Source organism: Pseudomonas sp. URMO17WK12:I6 (assembly GCF_003253625.1).
In the GTDB taxonomy this organism is placed as follows: domain Bacteria; phylum Pseudomonadota; class Gammaproteobacteria; order Pseudomonadales; family Pseudomonadaceae; genus Aquipseudomonas.
Window position 1 is genome coordinate 32560 of the sequence record NZ_QKYZ01000006.1, and the last position, 15630, is coordinate 48189.

At 55.1% G+C, this 15630-nt stretch carries 10 protein-coding genes and 1 pseudogene; 8 read left to right on the forward strand and 3 right to left on the reverse strand.

From position 1 onward, the window contains the following. The first annotated feature begins 22 nt into the window (after window positions 1-22). The 8 genes and pseudogenes from F475_RS12525 to F475_RS12565 all read left to right on the forward strand — a co-directional run bounded on the left by F475_RS12525 (window position 23) and on the right by F475_RS12565 (window position 10558). Window positions 23-760, forward strand: coding sequence for a DUF4123 domain-containing protein (locus F475_RS12525; RefSeq protein ID WP_111454030.1), 738 nt, complete (start codon window positions 23-25; stop codon window positions 758-760). After that, window positions 760-5418, forward strand: a complete 4659-nt coding sequence (locus tag F475_RS12530) for an RHS repeat-associated core domain-containing protein (protein WP_111454031.1) — start codon at window positions 760-762, stop codon at window positions 5416-5418. Before F475_RS12525 ends, F475_RS12530 begins: the two co-directional genes overlap by 1 nt. After that, the gene (locus tag F475_RS12535) at window positions 5419-5724 is read left to right on the forward strand and encodes a hypothetical protein (protein ID WP_111454032.1); all 306 of its coding nucleotides are present in this window, start codon (window positions 5419-5421) and stop codon (window positions 5722-5724) included. It abuts the gene before it with no gap. A 154-nt stretch (window positions 5725-5878) separates the two neighbouring features. Next, window positions 5879-6547, forward strand: a pseudogene (locus F475_RS12540) (RHS repeat-associated core domain-containing protein); the annotation flags it as partial. A gap of 11 nt (window positions 6548-6558) precedes the next feature. Continuing rightward, the gene (locus F475_RS12545) at window positions 6559-6924 is read left to right on the forward strand and encodes a hypothetical protein (protein ID WP_111454033.1); all 366 of its coding nucleotides are present in this window, start codon (window positions 6559-6561) and stop codon (window positions 6922-6924) included. Between the two features lie 145 nt (window positions 6925-7069). Next, on the forward strand, window positions 7070-7453 hold the full coding sequence (locus F475_RS12550; RefSeq protein ID WP_111454034.1) for an SMI1/KNR4 family protein: 384 nt from the start codon (window positions 7070-7072) through the stop codon (window positions 7451-7453). 377 nt (window positions 7454-7830) lie between these two features. Next, the gene (locus F475_RS12555) at window positions 7831-8178 is read left to right on the forward strand and encodes a DUF6124 family protein (protein ID WP_111454035.1); all 348 of its coding nucleotides are present in this window, start codon (window positions 7831-7833) and stop codon (window positions 8176-8178) included. A gap of 493 nt (window positions 8179-8671) precedes the next feature. Beyond that, window positions 8672-10558: an ATP-binding protein gene (locus F475_RS12565; protein ID WP_111454036.1), complete on the forward strand. Its 1887-nt coding sequence runs from the start codon at window positions 8672-8674 to the stop codon at window positions 10556-10558. Window positions 10559-10565: 7 nt separating this feature from the next. Here the strand turns inward: F475_RS12565 and F475_RS12570 are convergent, their stop codons facing one another. The 3 genes from F475_RS12570 to F475_RS12580 form a co-directional block, all read right to left on the reverse strand. Then, complete coding sequence (locus F475_RS12570; protein WP_225609293.1) at window positions 10566-11408, reverse strand: cyclase family protein; 843 nt, start codon at window positions 11406-11408, stop codon at window positions 10566-10568. Window positions 11409-12098: 690 nt separating this feature from the next. Then, the gene (locus tag F475_RS12575) at window positions 12099-13169 is read right to left on the reverse strand and encodes a lipocalin-like domain-containing protein (RefSeq protein WP_111454037.1); all 1071 of its coding nucleotides are present in this window, start codon (window positions 13167-13169) and stop codon (window positions 12099-12101) included. Continuing rightward, entirely contained in the window at window positions 13159-15630 is a 2472-nt protein-coding gene (locus F475_RS12580; protein WP_111454169.1) for an ABC transporter permease, read from the reverse strand. The genes F475_RS12575 and F475_RS12580 overlap by 11 nt, the downstream gene beginning before the upstream one ends.

Genomic DNA, 15630 nt, shown 5'->3' on the forward strand with positions numbered 1-15630 from the left:
TCACTCATCAAGGACGGCTGTTGTGACATCTGAAAACACCAATCCACAGGTCTGGTTATCCGAAACCCCGCTACTGCCGGGTGAACGCCTCTACCTGATCATCAGCGCCGCCAGTGATGCCGAAGCGCTCAAGTCGCTTTACCAAAACGAACCCACAACCCAGGCGACCCCGATTTGGGGCGGCACACCTTACGCGGCTTGGCAGCCGGTGATGCCCTACCTCATCGAGCTGAAACCCAACTCAAGTTTTCTGCCGTGGATTGCCGAAACCGATGCTCAAGACTGGGGCTGGCTGGCGGTATCCACCAGTGCGCCGGATGTGGTGTTCGAACATCTGCGCAGCCTGACTCAAGTGCGCATGCCGAATGGGACCGAAGTGTTTTTCCGGTTCTGGGATGGGCGGCATATCTACCCGATTCTGGAAGGCCTCGGCGATGCCGCCGGTGAGGTGCTGCCGGTGTTTGATCGGTATCTGATTAATGGGAAGAGCCTGGAGGTGGGGCCGAGGGTGGTGCCGCCGGCGAAAGACTGGCCGTGGTGGGAGGTGCCGCAGAAACTGCTCGACAGCTTGGCGAAGCAAAACCCGTCGACCCTGATCGGCAACCTGATGCAATGGCTGGAAGAGGAACGTCCAGACATCTACGCCGCTTACCCCGAGAGCAATCTGAAGCTGAAAATCGCACGTTTCGTGCGCCGGCCCGATGCTCCGAAAAACCTGAATGAAGCACTGTTAAACCACCTGATTCTGGAGCAAGGCTGATGGATCGCGTTGCCTACGTTGACAACCAACTGAGCACGTTCAAGGACAGCTTGAAGCTGTATCAAGAACAGACCAAAACCTGGTACGCGAAAGCCGCCGACAAAGGCAGTCGAGCCGCAGACCTGCCCTCCCTGCTGGGCATGGAGCGCGTGATAAAGGTCGGTAACACCAGCAAATCGGTGAGCATGACCGATGGCGACTTCGCCTCGAACGTTGCCCAGTGCCCGCTCAAGGGGCCACTGCTGATCGAGAGCAAATTCGAATCGGTGTATGACATCCCATTGGGTGACATCGAAGTTGAAATCGTTGCGGTGGAAGGCGGCGCAGTCAGCAAAGTCAAACTCGACGCCCAGGGCAAAGCCAGCTGGACGGAGGGTGTTCCCGGCAAGTTCTACAAGATCCGTGTTCACCACGAAGTGACGCCGGCTCAGATCGATACCTTGTTCAAATCCTATGAAGGCCTGACCGGTCAACTGGAAGGTTTCCTGCGCAAGGAATGGGCCGGTTTCAAACCGCAATGGTCGAACATATCCGCCTTGGGAACGGCCTCGGCAATTGGCAACGGCATCCTTGAAGGCGGTTGGGAAGCGATCAAAGGGGTTTGGGACGGTATCAGCCTGGTGCTCGATATCCTGCAAGACCCGAGCAAGTTTGCCAAAGACCTCGGTGCCGGAACCCAAAAACTGATAGCACTGGCAAAAGAAACGCCAGACGTCATGAAGAAGGCCATGTTGCTGGCCAGCGACGAGGCCGCTCTGTTCCTGATGGTACGCAGTGCCGTGATCTGGCTGGCCGGTTTGCCACCGATGAAGATGGCCGGTGACGCCGCAAAAATGACCACGGCAGCGGTAGTCGGCATCGCGATCGACATCGTGATTTCGATCGTGCTGACCGTTGCTGCCGAGGGTACCGGTGTCATCTACCTCGCCGCGCGCTTGAAAAAGTACGGCGAAATCGTCATCAAGGCCGTGACCGGCTTTGTGGAGTCGGTGTTCAAGATCATCAAAGGCTTCATGGAATACGTCGCGAAGTACACCGCGGTAGCGGCTCGTGGTGTGACGGCTCAGGTGAAGAAAGGGATTGCACAGGTTCGTTTTGACGGGAAGCGAGTGACTACCGTAGAAACGCCGAAAGTCCACCACGATGCACCCGCTCAGTCCAAGACTCCCGACGAAAAAAGTGCTAACTGCGCCAAAAGCACCTGCACCAATGGCTGTCCGGTTTCGATGGTGACGGGTGAAGAACTGTTGACCCTGACCGATGGTGAACTCGGAGGGCTACTGCCATTCAGTTGGACCCGCCTCTATCGCACCAGCGCCGCGGAAGTCGATTGCGGCCTCGGCTACGGATGGAGTCACGCACTGGCGCAAAGGGTGGACATCAACGGCGACGAGGTAGTCTGGACTGACCACGAAAACCGCATTACGACCTTCCCATTGCCGAGTATTCAACGACCGGCGATTACCAACAGTTTGTCCGAAGCGGCGATTTTCCTCGGTGAGAATCCTTCCGAGCTGATCCTCACTCAAGCTGGCGACCGTTCCCAGTTCTATCATTTTCGCTACAACAGCAAAGGCGCGACGCTGATCGCCATTAGCGACACCTACAACAACCACCTGCACATCACCCGCGACATTCACGGCCGGATCAAACGTGTCGACAATGGCGCCGGTCGCGCCCTGCTCCTGCGTTATGACCGCAAACACATCGTCGCCGTCGATTACCAGCAGTTCAGTCCGGCAGACAATCTGGAAGATGCCTGGGGCACCGTCCAGACCCTGGTCACCTATAGCTATGACACTCAACACCGCCTGATCGAAGCCAAAAACCCGGCGGGCGAAGCCGAGCGCTACACCTACGACGAGCAGAACGTCATTCTTGAGCGCCAACTGGCCGGTGGCGCCAGTTTCTACTGGGAATGGGAAAAAGAAGGCAAATCGGCACGCTGCATCCATCACTGGGCAAGCTTCTCGCAGATGGACGCGCACTACGCCTGGGATGACAAGGGTAGCGTTACTGTCACCAATGCGGACGGCAGCGAAGAGATCTACACCCACGACGATCAGGCTCGACTGATCGCCAAAATTGACCCGGATGGTGCTGAGCACCTCAAGGCCTACGATGACAAGGGTCGCTTGATTGCAGAACAGGATCCGCTTGGCGCAATCACGGAGTATCACTACAACGAAACCGGTCACATGGTGGCGGTTGTTCCACCGGAAGACCAACCTACCGGCTACGAATACAGCAATGGATTCGTAAGCAAAGTAAGTCGCGGCAAGGCGACCTGGAAGTATCAACGCAACGATCAGGGCGATATCACTCAGCAGATCGACCCGGATGGCAACTCCACACATTACAGCTATGACCGCCAGGGTCGCCTGCTGGAGATCCGCCATCCGGACGGCAGTCGCCACAAGCTGGGCTGGAACAACCTCGGCCAATTGCTTGAAGAGCAACTGCCCGACGGCGGTCAGCGCAAGTACCGCTACGACGCCTTAGGCCGCCAGATCACCCGTCAGGAAGAAAACGGCGCCATCACCCAGTACCAGTGGGACGCCGCCAACCGCCTCGCACAAATTACCCTGCCCGGCGGCGCAACCCGTGCGTTCACCTACAACCCTTATGGCCGCGTCACAGCAGAGCGCGATGAACTGGGCCGCATCACCCGATACGAATACGCCGATGGTCTGCATCTGGTTAGCCGTCGTATCAACCCTGATGGCAGCCAACTTCGCTACCGCTACGACAACTCGCGTCTGCTGCTCAGCGACATCGAAAACGAACGTGGCGAGCACTACCACCTCGATTACTACCCCAACGGCCTGATCCAGCAGGAAATAGGGTTCGACGGTCGCCGGACTGCCTACGAATACGACCTCAACAGCCAACTGCTGAAGAAAACCGAATTCGGCGAAGACGGCAGTGAGTTGGTCACCGAATACCAGCGCGATGCCGCCGGCCGCTTGCTGGTGAAAACCCTGGCCGATGGCGAGGAAATTCACTACAGCTATGACGCCCTAGGCCGCCTCGTCAACGTCGACGACGGCCACTGGCCCCTCGCCTACGAATACGACCTGCAGGATCGCCTGATCACCGAACACCAAGGCTGGGGCACTTTACGTTACGAGTACGACAACCTGGGCCAGTTGAGTCATTGCCGCCTTCCCGACGGCAGTAAACTCGACTACCGCTACCAACCCGGCGGACGCCTGAGCAGCATCGACCTCAACGGCTCGCGCCTCACCACCCACCAGTTCAGCGCCGGTCGCGAACAACAGCGCCAACAAGGCCTGCTGCTCAGCCAATACCAGTACGACGAACAAGGCCGACTGCAAGCCCACACCGTCAGTCAGCAAGACCGCAACCTGTTCCGTCGCCGCTACGCCTACGATGCCAACGGCAACCTCGCGGGTATCGATGACAGCCGCAAAGGCAACCGCAGCTACCATTACGATCCGCTCGATCGCCTGATCAACGTCCGTGGCACCACACCGGAAAGCTTCGCCCACGACCCGGCGGGCAACCTCCTGGGCCAAGGCGACCAACCGACCGCGAACCTCGCCAACGTCAAAGGCAACCGCCTGCTGATGCAAGGCGACCGCCATTATGACTACGACGCCCACGGCAACCTGATCCGCGAACGTCGTGGCGCCGGGCAGAAACTCGTCACCGAGTATCGCTACGACTGCCAACATCGCCTGATCGGCGTCAGCCTGCCCGGCGGCAGCATCGCAAACTACAAGTACGACGCCTTCGGCCGACGCATCGCCAAAACCGTCGATGGTCAAACCACCGAATTCTTGTGGCAAGGCGAACGCCTCATCGCTGAAAGCGCCGACAATCGCTATCGCACTTACATTTATGAACCCGGCAGCTTCCGCCCATTGGCGATGCTCGATGGCGAAGGCCCGCTGAACGCTACACCTTTCTATTACCAACTCGATCATCTCGGCACGCCACAGGAACTCACCGACTACAGCGGCGAGATTATGTGGTCGGCGAAATACCGGGCCTACGGCAACCTCGCCACCCTCGACGTTGCAGAAGTCGACAACCCGCTGCGCTTCCAGGGTCAGTACTTCGACGCGGAGACAGGCTTACATTACAACCGGCATCGCTACTACAATCCGGGGACTGGACGGTTTTTGACGCCGGATCCGATCAAGCTTGCGGGCGGGTTGAACAACTACCAGTACGTGCCTAACCCTACGGGGTGGGTGGATCCGTTGGGGTTGAATAGCGAATGTCCGGGGGGAGCGAGTTGCAAGCCTGGAACGGTTGAAGATCCGGCGAGTAAGGCCAAGGTAAATGAGGGGACATCAGGAGCACCTGATGTTCAATGGACGAATCACGGTAACAAGCACGTAGCCCCCAAGGCCCCCTGGCCAAATGTTGTTAAATCAACGGCAAATGGAGGCGCGGCAAGGTATTTACCTGGGACAGACATCGAAGCACTCGAGCGGCATGCATTTAAAAATGGCCAAGATGTTAACAACGGAAAGCCTTGGAAAGTTATTGATATGGGCAAGACTATTGGCGCCAACGATGGTAAAGAAACACGCTTCATGAGGGTTGAACTAAGCGCAAACACTATCCACGGCCACCCTATTTCCGAAGAAGCATTTAAAAAACTCACAAAAGCGAAGAAAAACTGAATGGACACTAAAAAAATTATAGAACTTGGCGGAACAATCACATTTGATGACATCTCCCACCTCAACCAGCTTATTGACACTTCGATGATCGTTGATGACTTAAAGGAGGATCTATTCCAAGCCGTCTTCCCACATGATCAACTTATTGACATAGGTTGGTACCCTGAATTCTGTGAGAACGGCACATTTAGAGTTTCTTTAATTAAAGCCTATGACTGGGAGCACCCAGCTTTCAGCGAAAAAGCAAAAAGCTGGACAGAATTAAACAAGGCAATTTCCAATGCTTTAAACAAACTAGAAAAATGATCGCCCGAGCGCTCAAAAAAAAAACACCTCATTTTGGCCTTTCAGAAGAAAATGCTAGACGCAAATAAAAGAATCATAATCCCCGGAGAGTCGAGAGAAAAGGGGACAGATTTATTTTTCATGCCATAAAATAAATTTGTCCCCTTTTTGCTCCGACGTTGCAGAAATCGACAACCCGTTGCGCTTCCAGAGTCAGTATTTCGATGCGGAAACGGGCTTACACTACAACCGGCATCGCTACTACAATCCGGGGGCTGGGCGGTTTTTGACGCCGGATCCGATCAAGCTTGCGGGTGGGTTGAACAACTACCAGTACGCGCCTAACCCTACGGGGTGGGTGGATCCTTTGGGACTGAATAACTGCCCCCCTGGGACCACTGACCATAAGGGAGTACCCATCAGCAACAATGCAAAGCATCACCTCGAAAAAGCTGATGGATATGACAAAACGAAGGGTATCAAAGGAGCACATAGCAGAGATGAGTTTTTGCAAGCAGTATCAGACAAGAACCTGCATGTAATTTCTGAAACTCAGAGTCCGACCACCCCAGGAATATCTCAGATAAAGTATGGACGCAATACGCTCGACAATGCAGGGAACATTACCGGAACGAAGGAGTTCCGCTCACCTAAGACGGTATACGATAGTAGCGTCATATCTACCGAGAGAATGTATAACGCAGGCAAGGAAGCTGCTGCCAGCGGGTATAACACAGCAAGAGCAAACAATCAGCGAATCTACGAAGCCACACATGATGGAATACCGTTCGTCATATACTTAGACGACACACTAACAACGGTAACCAACTTCCACCCAATGTAGAGCCTATTAAAATGACAACAGTCACTGAAAAACAACTGAAGACAATAAATTATTGCCTAACAGATTTCCGGGATCGAAAAACATATGAAATCACAAGTTTTCTCCCTGCACTTTTGGATGACTTGCTGATCCCTACAAGTATCGGAATGGAAATGTCTGCCGTCTACATTGACTGTGACGTGGATCAGGATGGGCTACCAGACAATTTGAAAAATACCAAAGGCATTACTTTTGAGTTTATGGACGATTTTGTCACACTCCCAACTGAGGAAGGTATCAACTACATCTCAGACTGGTGCGAAAAAAACGTTCTAGAGAACCGAGAAGAAGTACTTCAAAAAGCAAGAAAGCTTAAGGAAAAATATCTTAAAAAGTAAACTACAAAAGGGGACAAATTTATTTCCTAAGCGCTCATGAAGATAAATTCATCCCTTTTTGATGTAAACCATCGAGCTAAGAGCTCCCCAGCGCTTTAAAAAGCGTCATATGATCCCATGAGCCGCAAAAACTGAGTGAACAAGAATGGATTTTTTTATAGACATAAAAAACACTCAGGATTTTTCATATCCAAAAAAATTTATAAACACTATAAGCCTGTCCCCTCCTATTGACATTGAACCTTGGTGGTTCATTACATTTGAGAAAGGTGATGTAAATAGCTGGTATCACACCCTAAAAAAACTCTACCCAAAAAGAGAGCTAATACCATTTGCAAAATTTAACGCCAATGATGACGTAGCCTGCTTCGATGGAAATGATAAGTCTGGCAATCCGAAAGTGTTGATCATCCACGCATATGCGTCAGAGGGCTGGGAATATCACGGAAGTTACAATGACTTTAACGAATGGCTAAACAAAGCAATTAAAACCCACCAAGAATGGGAGGAGGATGAAGCAGGAAATTAAAAAGTTTTATTTTCTAAGCGCTCATAAAGATATATCCATCCCATTCTGCTACCCAGTAGCACAGATGCACAACGTCCGAAGCTACACGTGACTGCCGATAAGGACATTGCACCAAAGCACTACATTGCTCCGACCCAAAAATTGCTTAACAGTCATGAAAAAATCAAAAAATATACCTCTGCGGTATACACGAATAAGCCTGACAAGAGCGTCGGACATTTCCTGCAAACCACAGCGATTTTACGAACTTGCGCGCACCCACCCTTACCGATAACCTTCGTCCGTCGTTGCAACCTCAGCGACCGGTTTTGACAGACCGAACACGATCAAGGCATGTAAATGCCGCTTTGCGGCTCCGTTGATTTAGGAGCTTCACGATGAAAAAGTTTCCACCCGAGTCTCTCGATCCCATTGAACTCAGCCAAGCAACCCAACGCGCCGTCAGCGCCCGCCTCCGCACCCCCAAAAATCCCGACCCCATCAGCCACGCTTTCACCCTTCTCCCCAACATCCGCACCGAAACCCTGCTAAGCCATGCCTGCGAAACCCTCGCTTCGCTCAACGTCCTGAACACCGACCTTGCCTGTGAACTCGAAGGCTCGCACCGCAGCCTGGCGCTATCGATTCAGCAATTGGCTGTACCGGGTAAGTTGTTGGTAAACCGGGTGCTGGACAACCTCGACCCACCCGGTGGGGCGTCCGACGCTCGGGAGGTTCAACCATGACTCGATACATGTCGATTACCGGCATCGACTGCACGATCCCTTCCCTCCCGATCGACACCGCAGCGCCTGTCGATGTGCTGCAGGACACGGCCGCATATCGCATTCGTTGTGTCACTCAACTGTTGGAAGAGAGCTGTCTCCGGGCGACGTGCTGGATGTGGTCGGGCGACGGTTACGGGCCCAGCCTTAATTCAGCCAATAAAAATGGGCGACTCCAGGGTCGCCCATTTTTATATCCGACGTTTAATATCATCCCTCAATTTTATACACAGAGCATTTGGCAAGAGGCTGCTAAAATTTCGCCCGCAAATTTCTTGATATAGGAGCAAAATTCTTCCAACTTCCACTATGGTGGGCTCTTCCGCAAAATCGCGACCTTCCCAAAAACCCAGAAAAACTGGCTACTCGGTCAAGTAACTTCCTCACTGATAAACAATGGTTTTCAACCAGTCTTCAATCTATGCTTGGGCTGACAGTATGGAGGCTGTGATGAATGTTCAAACTCAGACGGAAAACATGGGCTTTACTTTTGGTCTACATCGTAGGTGTCAGTGGCTATATCTACTACCTCTACGTCGAGACTCAGGGAATTCTCACTGACAACATTAATAACAAGCTGCTGCATGCCGCGCTGGGCGCGTCAGCCATCCTCGGCGACCGCTACCATGACAATCTGATCGACAAACAGTCGAAAACGGAAGCGCAAGACTGGGATACCATTCAGCGGCTTTCCAGATTCAACGAGTCCATGGGCACCGCCTTTGTCTACAGCGTGGTCAAACGCGATGGGGAAGCCTATCTGATCAGCTCCAGCGCCTCGAAAAAAGAGATTCAAGAGCAGAATTACGTACGCTTTTTCGATCCTTATCCAGATGCCAGTCAGGCCCTGCTCGACAGTTTTGAGCGCACCGAGCCCACCTGGATCGATTACTCGGATCACTGGGGAGACTTTCGCGCCGTCTTCGTCCCAATGAAATCCCAGGACGGGACGGTTTATGTGGCAGGTGCGGAGATGACGTTGGCGAACTACAACCAACAACTTAATCAGGACTCTCTGCACCATATCATCCTTGCCATTCTGGTATTTCTCGCCTTCAGTCTTTTGTTCGTGATCGACTTATTGCGCATGCGTGCTCATCTTCAGCAACTGCAAATAAACGAACAGGTATTGAGTCAGGCAAAAGATGCCGCCGAAGACGCGGATCGTTCCAAGACCCGTTTTTTAGCCACCATGAGTCATGAAATCCGCACCCCCATGTACGGTGTCATCGGTGCGACCGAGTTACTGGCCGGCGCCACCCTGAATCCCGAGCAAAGCGCTCTGGTCAATACGATTCATACCAGCGGACGAACCCTGCTGTCGCTTATCGACAACATTCTCGACCTGGCAAAGATCGAAGCGGGCAAACTTGAATTGAGGCCTCGTGTATTCGAAGTGAGAGCATTGGTTTCATCCAGTATTGAAATGATCCGGCAAAACACTCAGGGCAAACCAATCATCATTGAGGCTCAGGTATCACCGGATGTACCGCACTGGGTCAAAACCGATACCGATTGCCTTCGCCAGATACTGATCAACTTGTTGGGTAATGCGGTCAAGTTCACCGAAACCGGAACAGTATCGCTCGTGGTCAAAACGAGCGGTGACAGCCCTCGAGCCCGACTCGAGTTCTCCATACGCGATACCGGCATAGGTATCCCTTTGGCGCGGCAAGACAGCCTGTTCAAGCCCTTTGTTCAGTTCAAAGGGCCAGCCAGTCAACGCTTTACCGGAAGTGGGCTAGGTCTTTCAATTTGCAAGAATCTGGTCGAGGCGCAACAGGGGACTTTATCCTTTACCAGTCAGCCTGGTATCGGATCGACGTTTTCCTTCTCACTCCCCATGGAGCCTTTTTCCGTCTCGGAAATCCCCCTCGGGGACGATCATGCAACGGTTGGTTTCGACTCATCTTTTGCCGGGGATTACCCGCTCGATATCCTGTTGGTGGAGAACCATCCCATTAGTCAGAAAGTTGCCTTGGCGATGTTACAGGCGTTGGGTTATACACCCGCCCTTGCGTCAGATGGTCTGGAGGCGATCAACGAGTGCATGACGTCGATTCCAGATATCATTTTCATGGATATCAATATGCCTGTTATGGATGGGCTAGCGGCCATCCATAACATCCGCGAACTACCACTGGGCGATACGTGCTACATCGTTGCGTTCACCGCGAGCGCTTTTTCGAGCGAGATAGAACGTTTCAGGGCCGCCGGTGCCAATGACATTTTGACCAAACCGGCAAACTTCCAGGCCTTGACCCAAGTACTTCAGCGTGCAGCCAACTACCGGCGACAGCTCCAGGCCAGTACTCCGGTAGTGGATGCAATTTCAAGTTGAAATGGGCTCAGGGTACAAACGCCATTACGGAAACAGGAGAACCCGACCCCTCTTTGAGTCGAAGCACGCCAATGACCAGTGTCGTGCCTTTCGCAGGTAGCTGATCGAGATTAGTCAGGCACTCCAGGACAATGCCATCTTTGGCCAGAATCTGGCTGTTGGTGGCATAAACCGTATCCTGACCTGGATCAGCGCCATGTGTATCGATACCGACACCGGCGATTTGGCGTTCTTCAAGCAGAAACTGGGTCGTAGCAGCGCCCACACCGGGAAAGTGTGGGCCTTTCGCGTCTTCATTGATAAAGCGCTTGGGATCGTTCCACAAGGCTTGCCATCCCGTATAAAACAGCACAACAGAGCCTTGGGCGATGCGCCCATTAGCCTGTTCCCATTTTTCGATGTCCTGGACGCCAATCACATAATCCGGGTTATCCCGAGCCTGGGTTCGTATATCAATCACAACGGCCGGGCGCACCAGGGACTCTGGTTTATAGGCATCAATCCCGATGGCATTGGGGTGAAAACTATTGGGCGCGTTCATATGGGTAGCGCTGTGCTCGCCGATGCTGAAACGCCGCAGGTAATAACCGTCTTTTTCCTGTGAAGCCACCACGTCGAATGTCACTGGAGGGTCGTTAGGCCACAGTGGAATCGTCGTGCTAATGACATGGCTGAGGTCAATGACCTTTCGAAACTGAATACTCTGCATTCCTTTGACTTCCTTATCCTCTGCGAAACTTTTAGCGACGCCGACCGACAGCAAAGCGGCCAGTACGCCGATGGATACCCGTTTAAAACAGCTCTTGTTTTGCTTTGATCTCGCCATAACGATTGGCTCCCCTTTGATCATTAAGGACTCCTACCCTCGAGCCCAGCTGTGGCTCCAGCCATTCTCTACTCCCTGTTCGTTGATCCTGAAGAGGTTTGTGTATTGGAGAGTATCAATATTGATCGTTTCAATGCATCACCGTAACCGTCCAGGCGCCCCACTATGCATCGACTCGCGGCACTTTACGCGGGTTGGCCATCCCGGTGCAGGACGGTTGCGATTTGATGGATGTGGTCGGACAGCGCTTGCGGAAGCAGCTTTAGATCTTCCAATAAAAATGGGCGACCCCAAGGTCGCCCATTTTTATATCCGAAACTTTTAAACAGCACCTCCCAAAGAAGGTGTTCGCCCAGTGTAATGGCCTTGGCAATCCATGCACCGGTAAAGAGCCCTGACACCGGGCGAACGGGAAGGATTTTAATAGAATTTGGCAGATATGTCCTCGTATACAAACATGAAATTTATGCACGTAATATTTCGTAAGGCCCCGCTTACACAACGTCTACAAACTTCTTAAAATCACCAGTTCGACCATTAAAATTGATTGTTCTTATACAGCTATCCGCACAAGAACAATCAATACGTACAAGTAATGATCAGCTTGGGTGCCGGCTGGTCACTTTCAGCACATCGTTACAGGTCAGCACAACGCTCTGCCCTGCTTTCAGATCTTTCAATTTCACCGAATAGTGTCGCGCCGAGAACTCCAACTCAATACCCGGTCATCTCCAGATACCCCTGCCCGCCATGACTGCCGCTCAGCCGCACCGGCCCTTCCCAATAAGGAATGCGCAAGTCCATCCAGGCCTTGGGATTAAGGGCATCGATGGTGATTTCGAGGTGCTTGCCCGGGATGTTGATCGACCAGCGCACAGGCATCGAACGCCCGGCGACCTTGGCGGTGTCTTGCGGTGTGAGGCTGATATCGTCGGCGTGCAGCAACTGCGTCTGCCCCTGAGCGTCGATCCAGGTACCGGTGAGGTATGGCGCGCCGTCCTTTTGCCGCATGCGGTAGAGCATCACTTGCTCACCGCTGTCCAGGTGCAGGGAGAACCAGTCCCAACCGGTCTGGTTGGCGGTCAGCGGTTGGCTGCTCCACTCGCGGTCGAGCCAGGCCGGGCCGTTGACCGTGTAGGTTTTGCCGTCGATTTCGAGGGTGCCGCTGGCCTGGAAAAACGGTTGGCTGTAGTAGTACGACGCCTGGCCTTGTTCGGATTTCTGGCTGAAGCCTTTGTCTCCCTGAAGTACCAATGGCCGGGTTGACGTCAGTCGAAGCTGGTAGCTGAACGACTTGTCGCGGGCGCTGAGTTGCAGGTCTGCCAGCGGGTTTTCGTCGGTGGCCTGACTGCTGAAACGCCAGTCATCGATCCATGCGTTGAACGGCTTAAGGGTCACTCCGGCCTGGCCGACACCGCCTCGGGCATAGCGTTCGGCGGCATGATGTGCGGTGGCGGATGTCACGGCCGCGTGGCCCAGCCAGATAGTCTGACTGGCCCAGCCAGGTTGCTCGGGCGTCGCTTTCAAGGCGCTGCGAAACAGCGTCCATTGCGCGCCGAACTCGCGCCCCTGATCGTCCTTGAGGTTGGCGGTGACGTACCACCATTCGATGCGAAAGCCATCGTGGGCGCCGTGGTCCGCCGGGAAACTGAATTCTCGCCCGGGCACCACCGGGGTAAATGCGGTGGCCTGATGGCCGAGGCCGGCGAAGCCTTTTTCCGGCGCAGGCGTGTTGTCGCAGCCGCTCAGCAACGCCAACAGCAACACGCAGATCTTAATCTTCATGAGCAAACGTCCTCAGCAGATCCGCCGGTTGCGTGCGATACAGCGAGTACAACGGCCACGCCGACGCGAGCAACGTGGCGAGCAAGGCCAGGCCCATCAACTGCAACAGTTGCAGCGGAAACACCCGTAGCGGCAAGCGCCAGCCGAAGGCCTGCACGTTGATCACCGTGTCCAGGCACCACGCCAATGCGATGCCCAACGGCAATGCCAGCACCAACGTCAGCACCGCGAGTAACCAGGTCTGCCCGAGGTTGAGCAGCATCAACTGTCGCCGCGTCACGCCCAGCGCCCACAACGGTGCGAGTTGTCCGAGGCGACTCTGGCTCTGGGTCAGCAGGCTGATGAACAGCGCCACGCCCGCGACGCAAAGCGTCAGGCTGTTGAGTGCGGCGGTGGCGGCGAAGGTGCGCTCGAACACTTGTGTGGACCACCCCTTGAGCCGGGCCTGATCGACGATGCGGCTGTCGTCCAGGGCGAAGCGCGCTTGCAGCGCGGCCAGGAACGCGGGAATCGACGCGGGCTCGATGCGCAGGTTGAAACGGCTGGGTGTCAGCTGCGGCCAGCCGCGCAGCAGGTGATTGATGTTGACCAGTAGATGGCCCTTGGGATTGCCGTAGTCGGCGTAGATCCCGACGATCCGTGGCGACCATGGACCGTTAGGTGTGGCAATGGTCATGTGATCACCCAGGCGCACCTTCAACCGCCGGGCCAGTTGTTCGCTGAGCATCAGCGCGTCGTCCTTGGCCAGTCGTTCCCAAGGGTCGTCGCCCAAGGCTTCCAGCAACGGCCAGTGCTGGCGATAGGTCGGGTGATCGATCACGCCGAAGACATCCGCCGGCCAGCCCTGTAACTGAATCGACACTTGCCAGTTGGGTAGCACCGCGCTGACTTGGGGTTGTTGTTTGAGCCATGTGTAAAGCTCTCGGGCCTGGGCCGGATTTTGCGGATTGACATACAACTCGGCGGTCAGGCGTTGTTCGAGCCAGTTGTTGAAGGTCTGGCGGAAACCGGCGGTCATGCTGCCGGCACCGATGTTCGCCGCCAGCGCCAATAACAGCGCCATCAAGGCCAGGCTCAGGGCCGGCAACTGCTGACGGCAGTCGGCGACAAACCATTGGCCGAGCACCGAGCGACTGCGCCGCAGCACCCGGTTGAGCACACTGTTCAACACCACCGGCAAGGCCAGTGCGGCGCCGATCAACAACGCGGCCATCAGCACGAAACCACTGCTCAGGCTGTCGCCGAACATCAACGCCAACACCGCGATCAGCGCAGCCAACGCCGCGACCCAACCCTGGCGCCGCAACCAGCGCGCGTGGGCCTGATGCCAGGCTTGCGGATCGGCCAGCGCCAGTAACGGCAAACGCGCCGCTCGCAGCAAACTGTTGGCACCGGCCAGCAACGCGCCGAGCAGGCTCAGACCGATGCCGCTGAACCACCATAGCGGGCTGAGGCTCAACTGTCCCGGCACTTCGGCGCCGTACAAGCCGCGCAAACTGGCGGCGACGTCCGGCAACAGCACGCCGGCCAGCAGGTAGCCGCTGACCACGCCAGCGACACCACCGATCAACGCCAGACCACCCAGCTCGACGGCGAGGCCGGCAATCAACATTCGCGCACTGACGCCACAGGCGCGCAGGGTTCTGAGCAAACCTCGACGTTGCTCCAGCGCCAGGCCGATCGCCGCGTGCACGATGAACAGGCCAACCACGAACGACAGAAAGCCCAAGGCATCGAGGTTCAGATGGAAGCTCTCAGTCAGACGCGCAAGATTGTTTTCTTCGCCGCTGCTGATGAGCTGGAGTTGGCCCTTGAACTGATCAGGCAGGGTCGCGGTGAAATCCTTGGGCAGCAGCAGGCGCGACAGTTGATCGGGCAATTGCAGAATCTGCTGGGCGAAGCCGATGTCCACCAGCAACACACCGGGGGCCATGTCGGGTTGGGCACGCAGTGGCGGCAAGGCGATGCCGCTCTCGGCCGTCGGTGTTTCACCTTCGTGCAAGCCCAACGCCTGCAAGGTCTGCGGCGAAATCCAGGTGCTGCCCGGCACCGTGAAGAACTCGACGACCTGCTCGATCGGCAACGACCGGCCGGCCACTGCGGAACCGGCCGGCAGCGACACCGGTTCAATGCCCATCAACTGCAAGCGCTGGTCTTCATGGCCCTTGAGCGTCACCCGGCCTCGCAACACGGGCGATACCGGCCAACCTGCGCGACGCAGGTCGATAAACAATTGCTGAGGGAACACCCCGCCGCCGGGTGCGCTCAGGCTGGCTTGAGGTTCGCCACCGATCAACTGACTGGCCCGTGCGTAGCTTTCCCGTGCCTGACTGTTCAGCGCTTGCACGCCGGTCAGCAGGCTGGTGGCGAGCCAGAGCCCGGTCAGCACACTGAAAAATTGCACCGGATGTTGCCGCCAATGGCTGAGCAGTGCCCGCAATGTCTCGCGAAAAACCCGCAC

Bases quoted from the DNA above. Each gene is read 5' to 3' on its own strand.
- F475_RS12530 (WP_111454031.1), top strand. From the start codon at position 760: ATGGATCGCGTTGCCTACGTTGACAACCAACTGAGCACGTTCAAGGAC.
- F475_RS12535 (WP_111454032.1), top strand. From the start codon at position 5,419: ATGGACACTAAAAAAATTATAGAACTTGGCGGAACAATCACATTTGAT.
- F475_RS12545 (WP_111454033.1), top strand. From the start codon at position 6,559: ATGACAACAGTCACTGAAAAACAACTGAAGACAATAAATTATTGCCTA.
- F475_RS12550 (WP_111454034.1), top strand. From the start codon at position 7,070: ATGGATTTTTTTATAGACATAAAAAACACTCAGGATTTTTCATATCCA.
- F475_RS12555 (WP_111454035.1), top strand. From the start codon at position 7,831: ATGAAAAAGTTTCCACCCGAGTCTCTCGATCCCATTGAACTCAGCCAA.
- F475_RS12565 (WP_111454036.1), top strand. From the start codon at position 8,672: ATGTTCAAACTCAGACGGAAAACATGGGCTTTACTTTTGGTCTACATC.
- F475_RS12570 (WP_225609293.1), bottom strand. From the start codon at position 11,408: ATGATCAAAGGGGAGCCAATCGTTATGGCGAGATCAAAGCAAAACAAG.
- F475_RS12575 (WP_111454037.1), bottom strand. From the start codon at position 13,169: ATGAAGATTAAGATCTGCGTGTTGCTGTTGGCGTTGCTGAGCGGCTGC.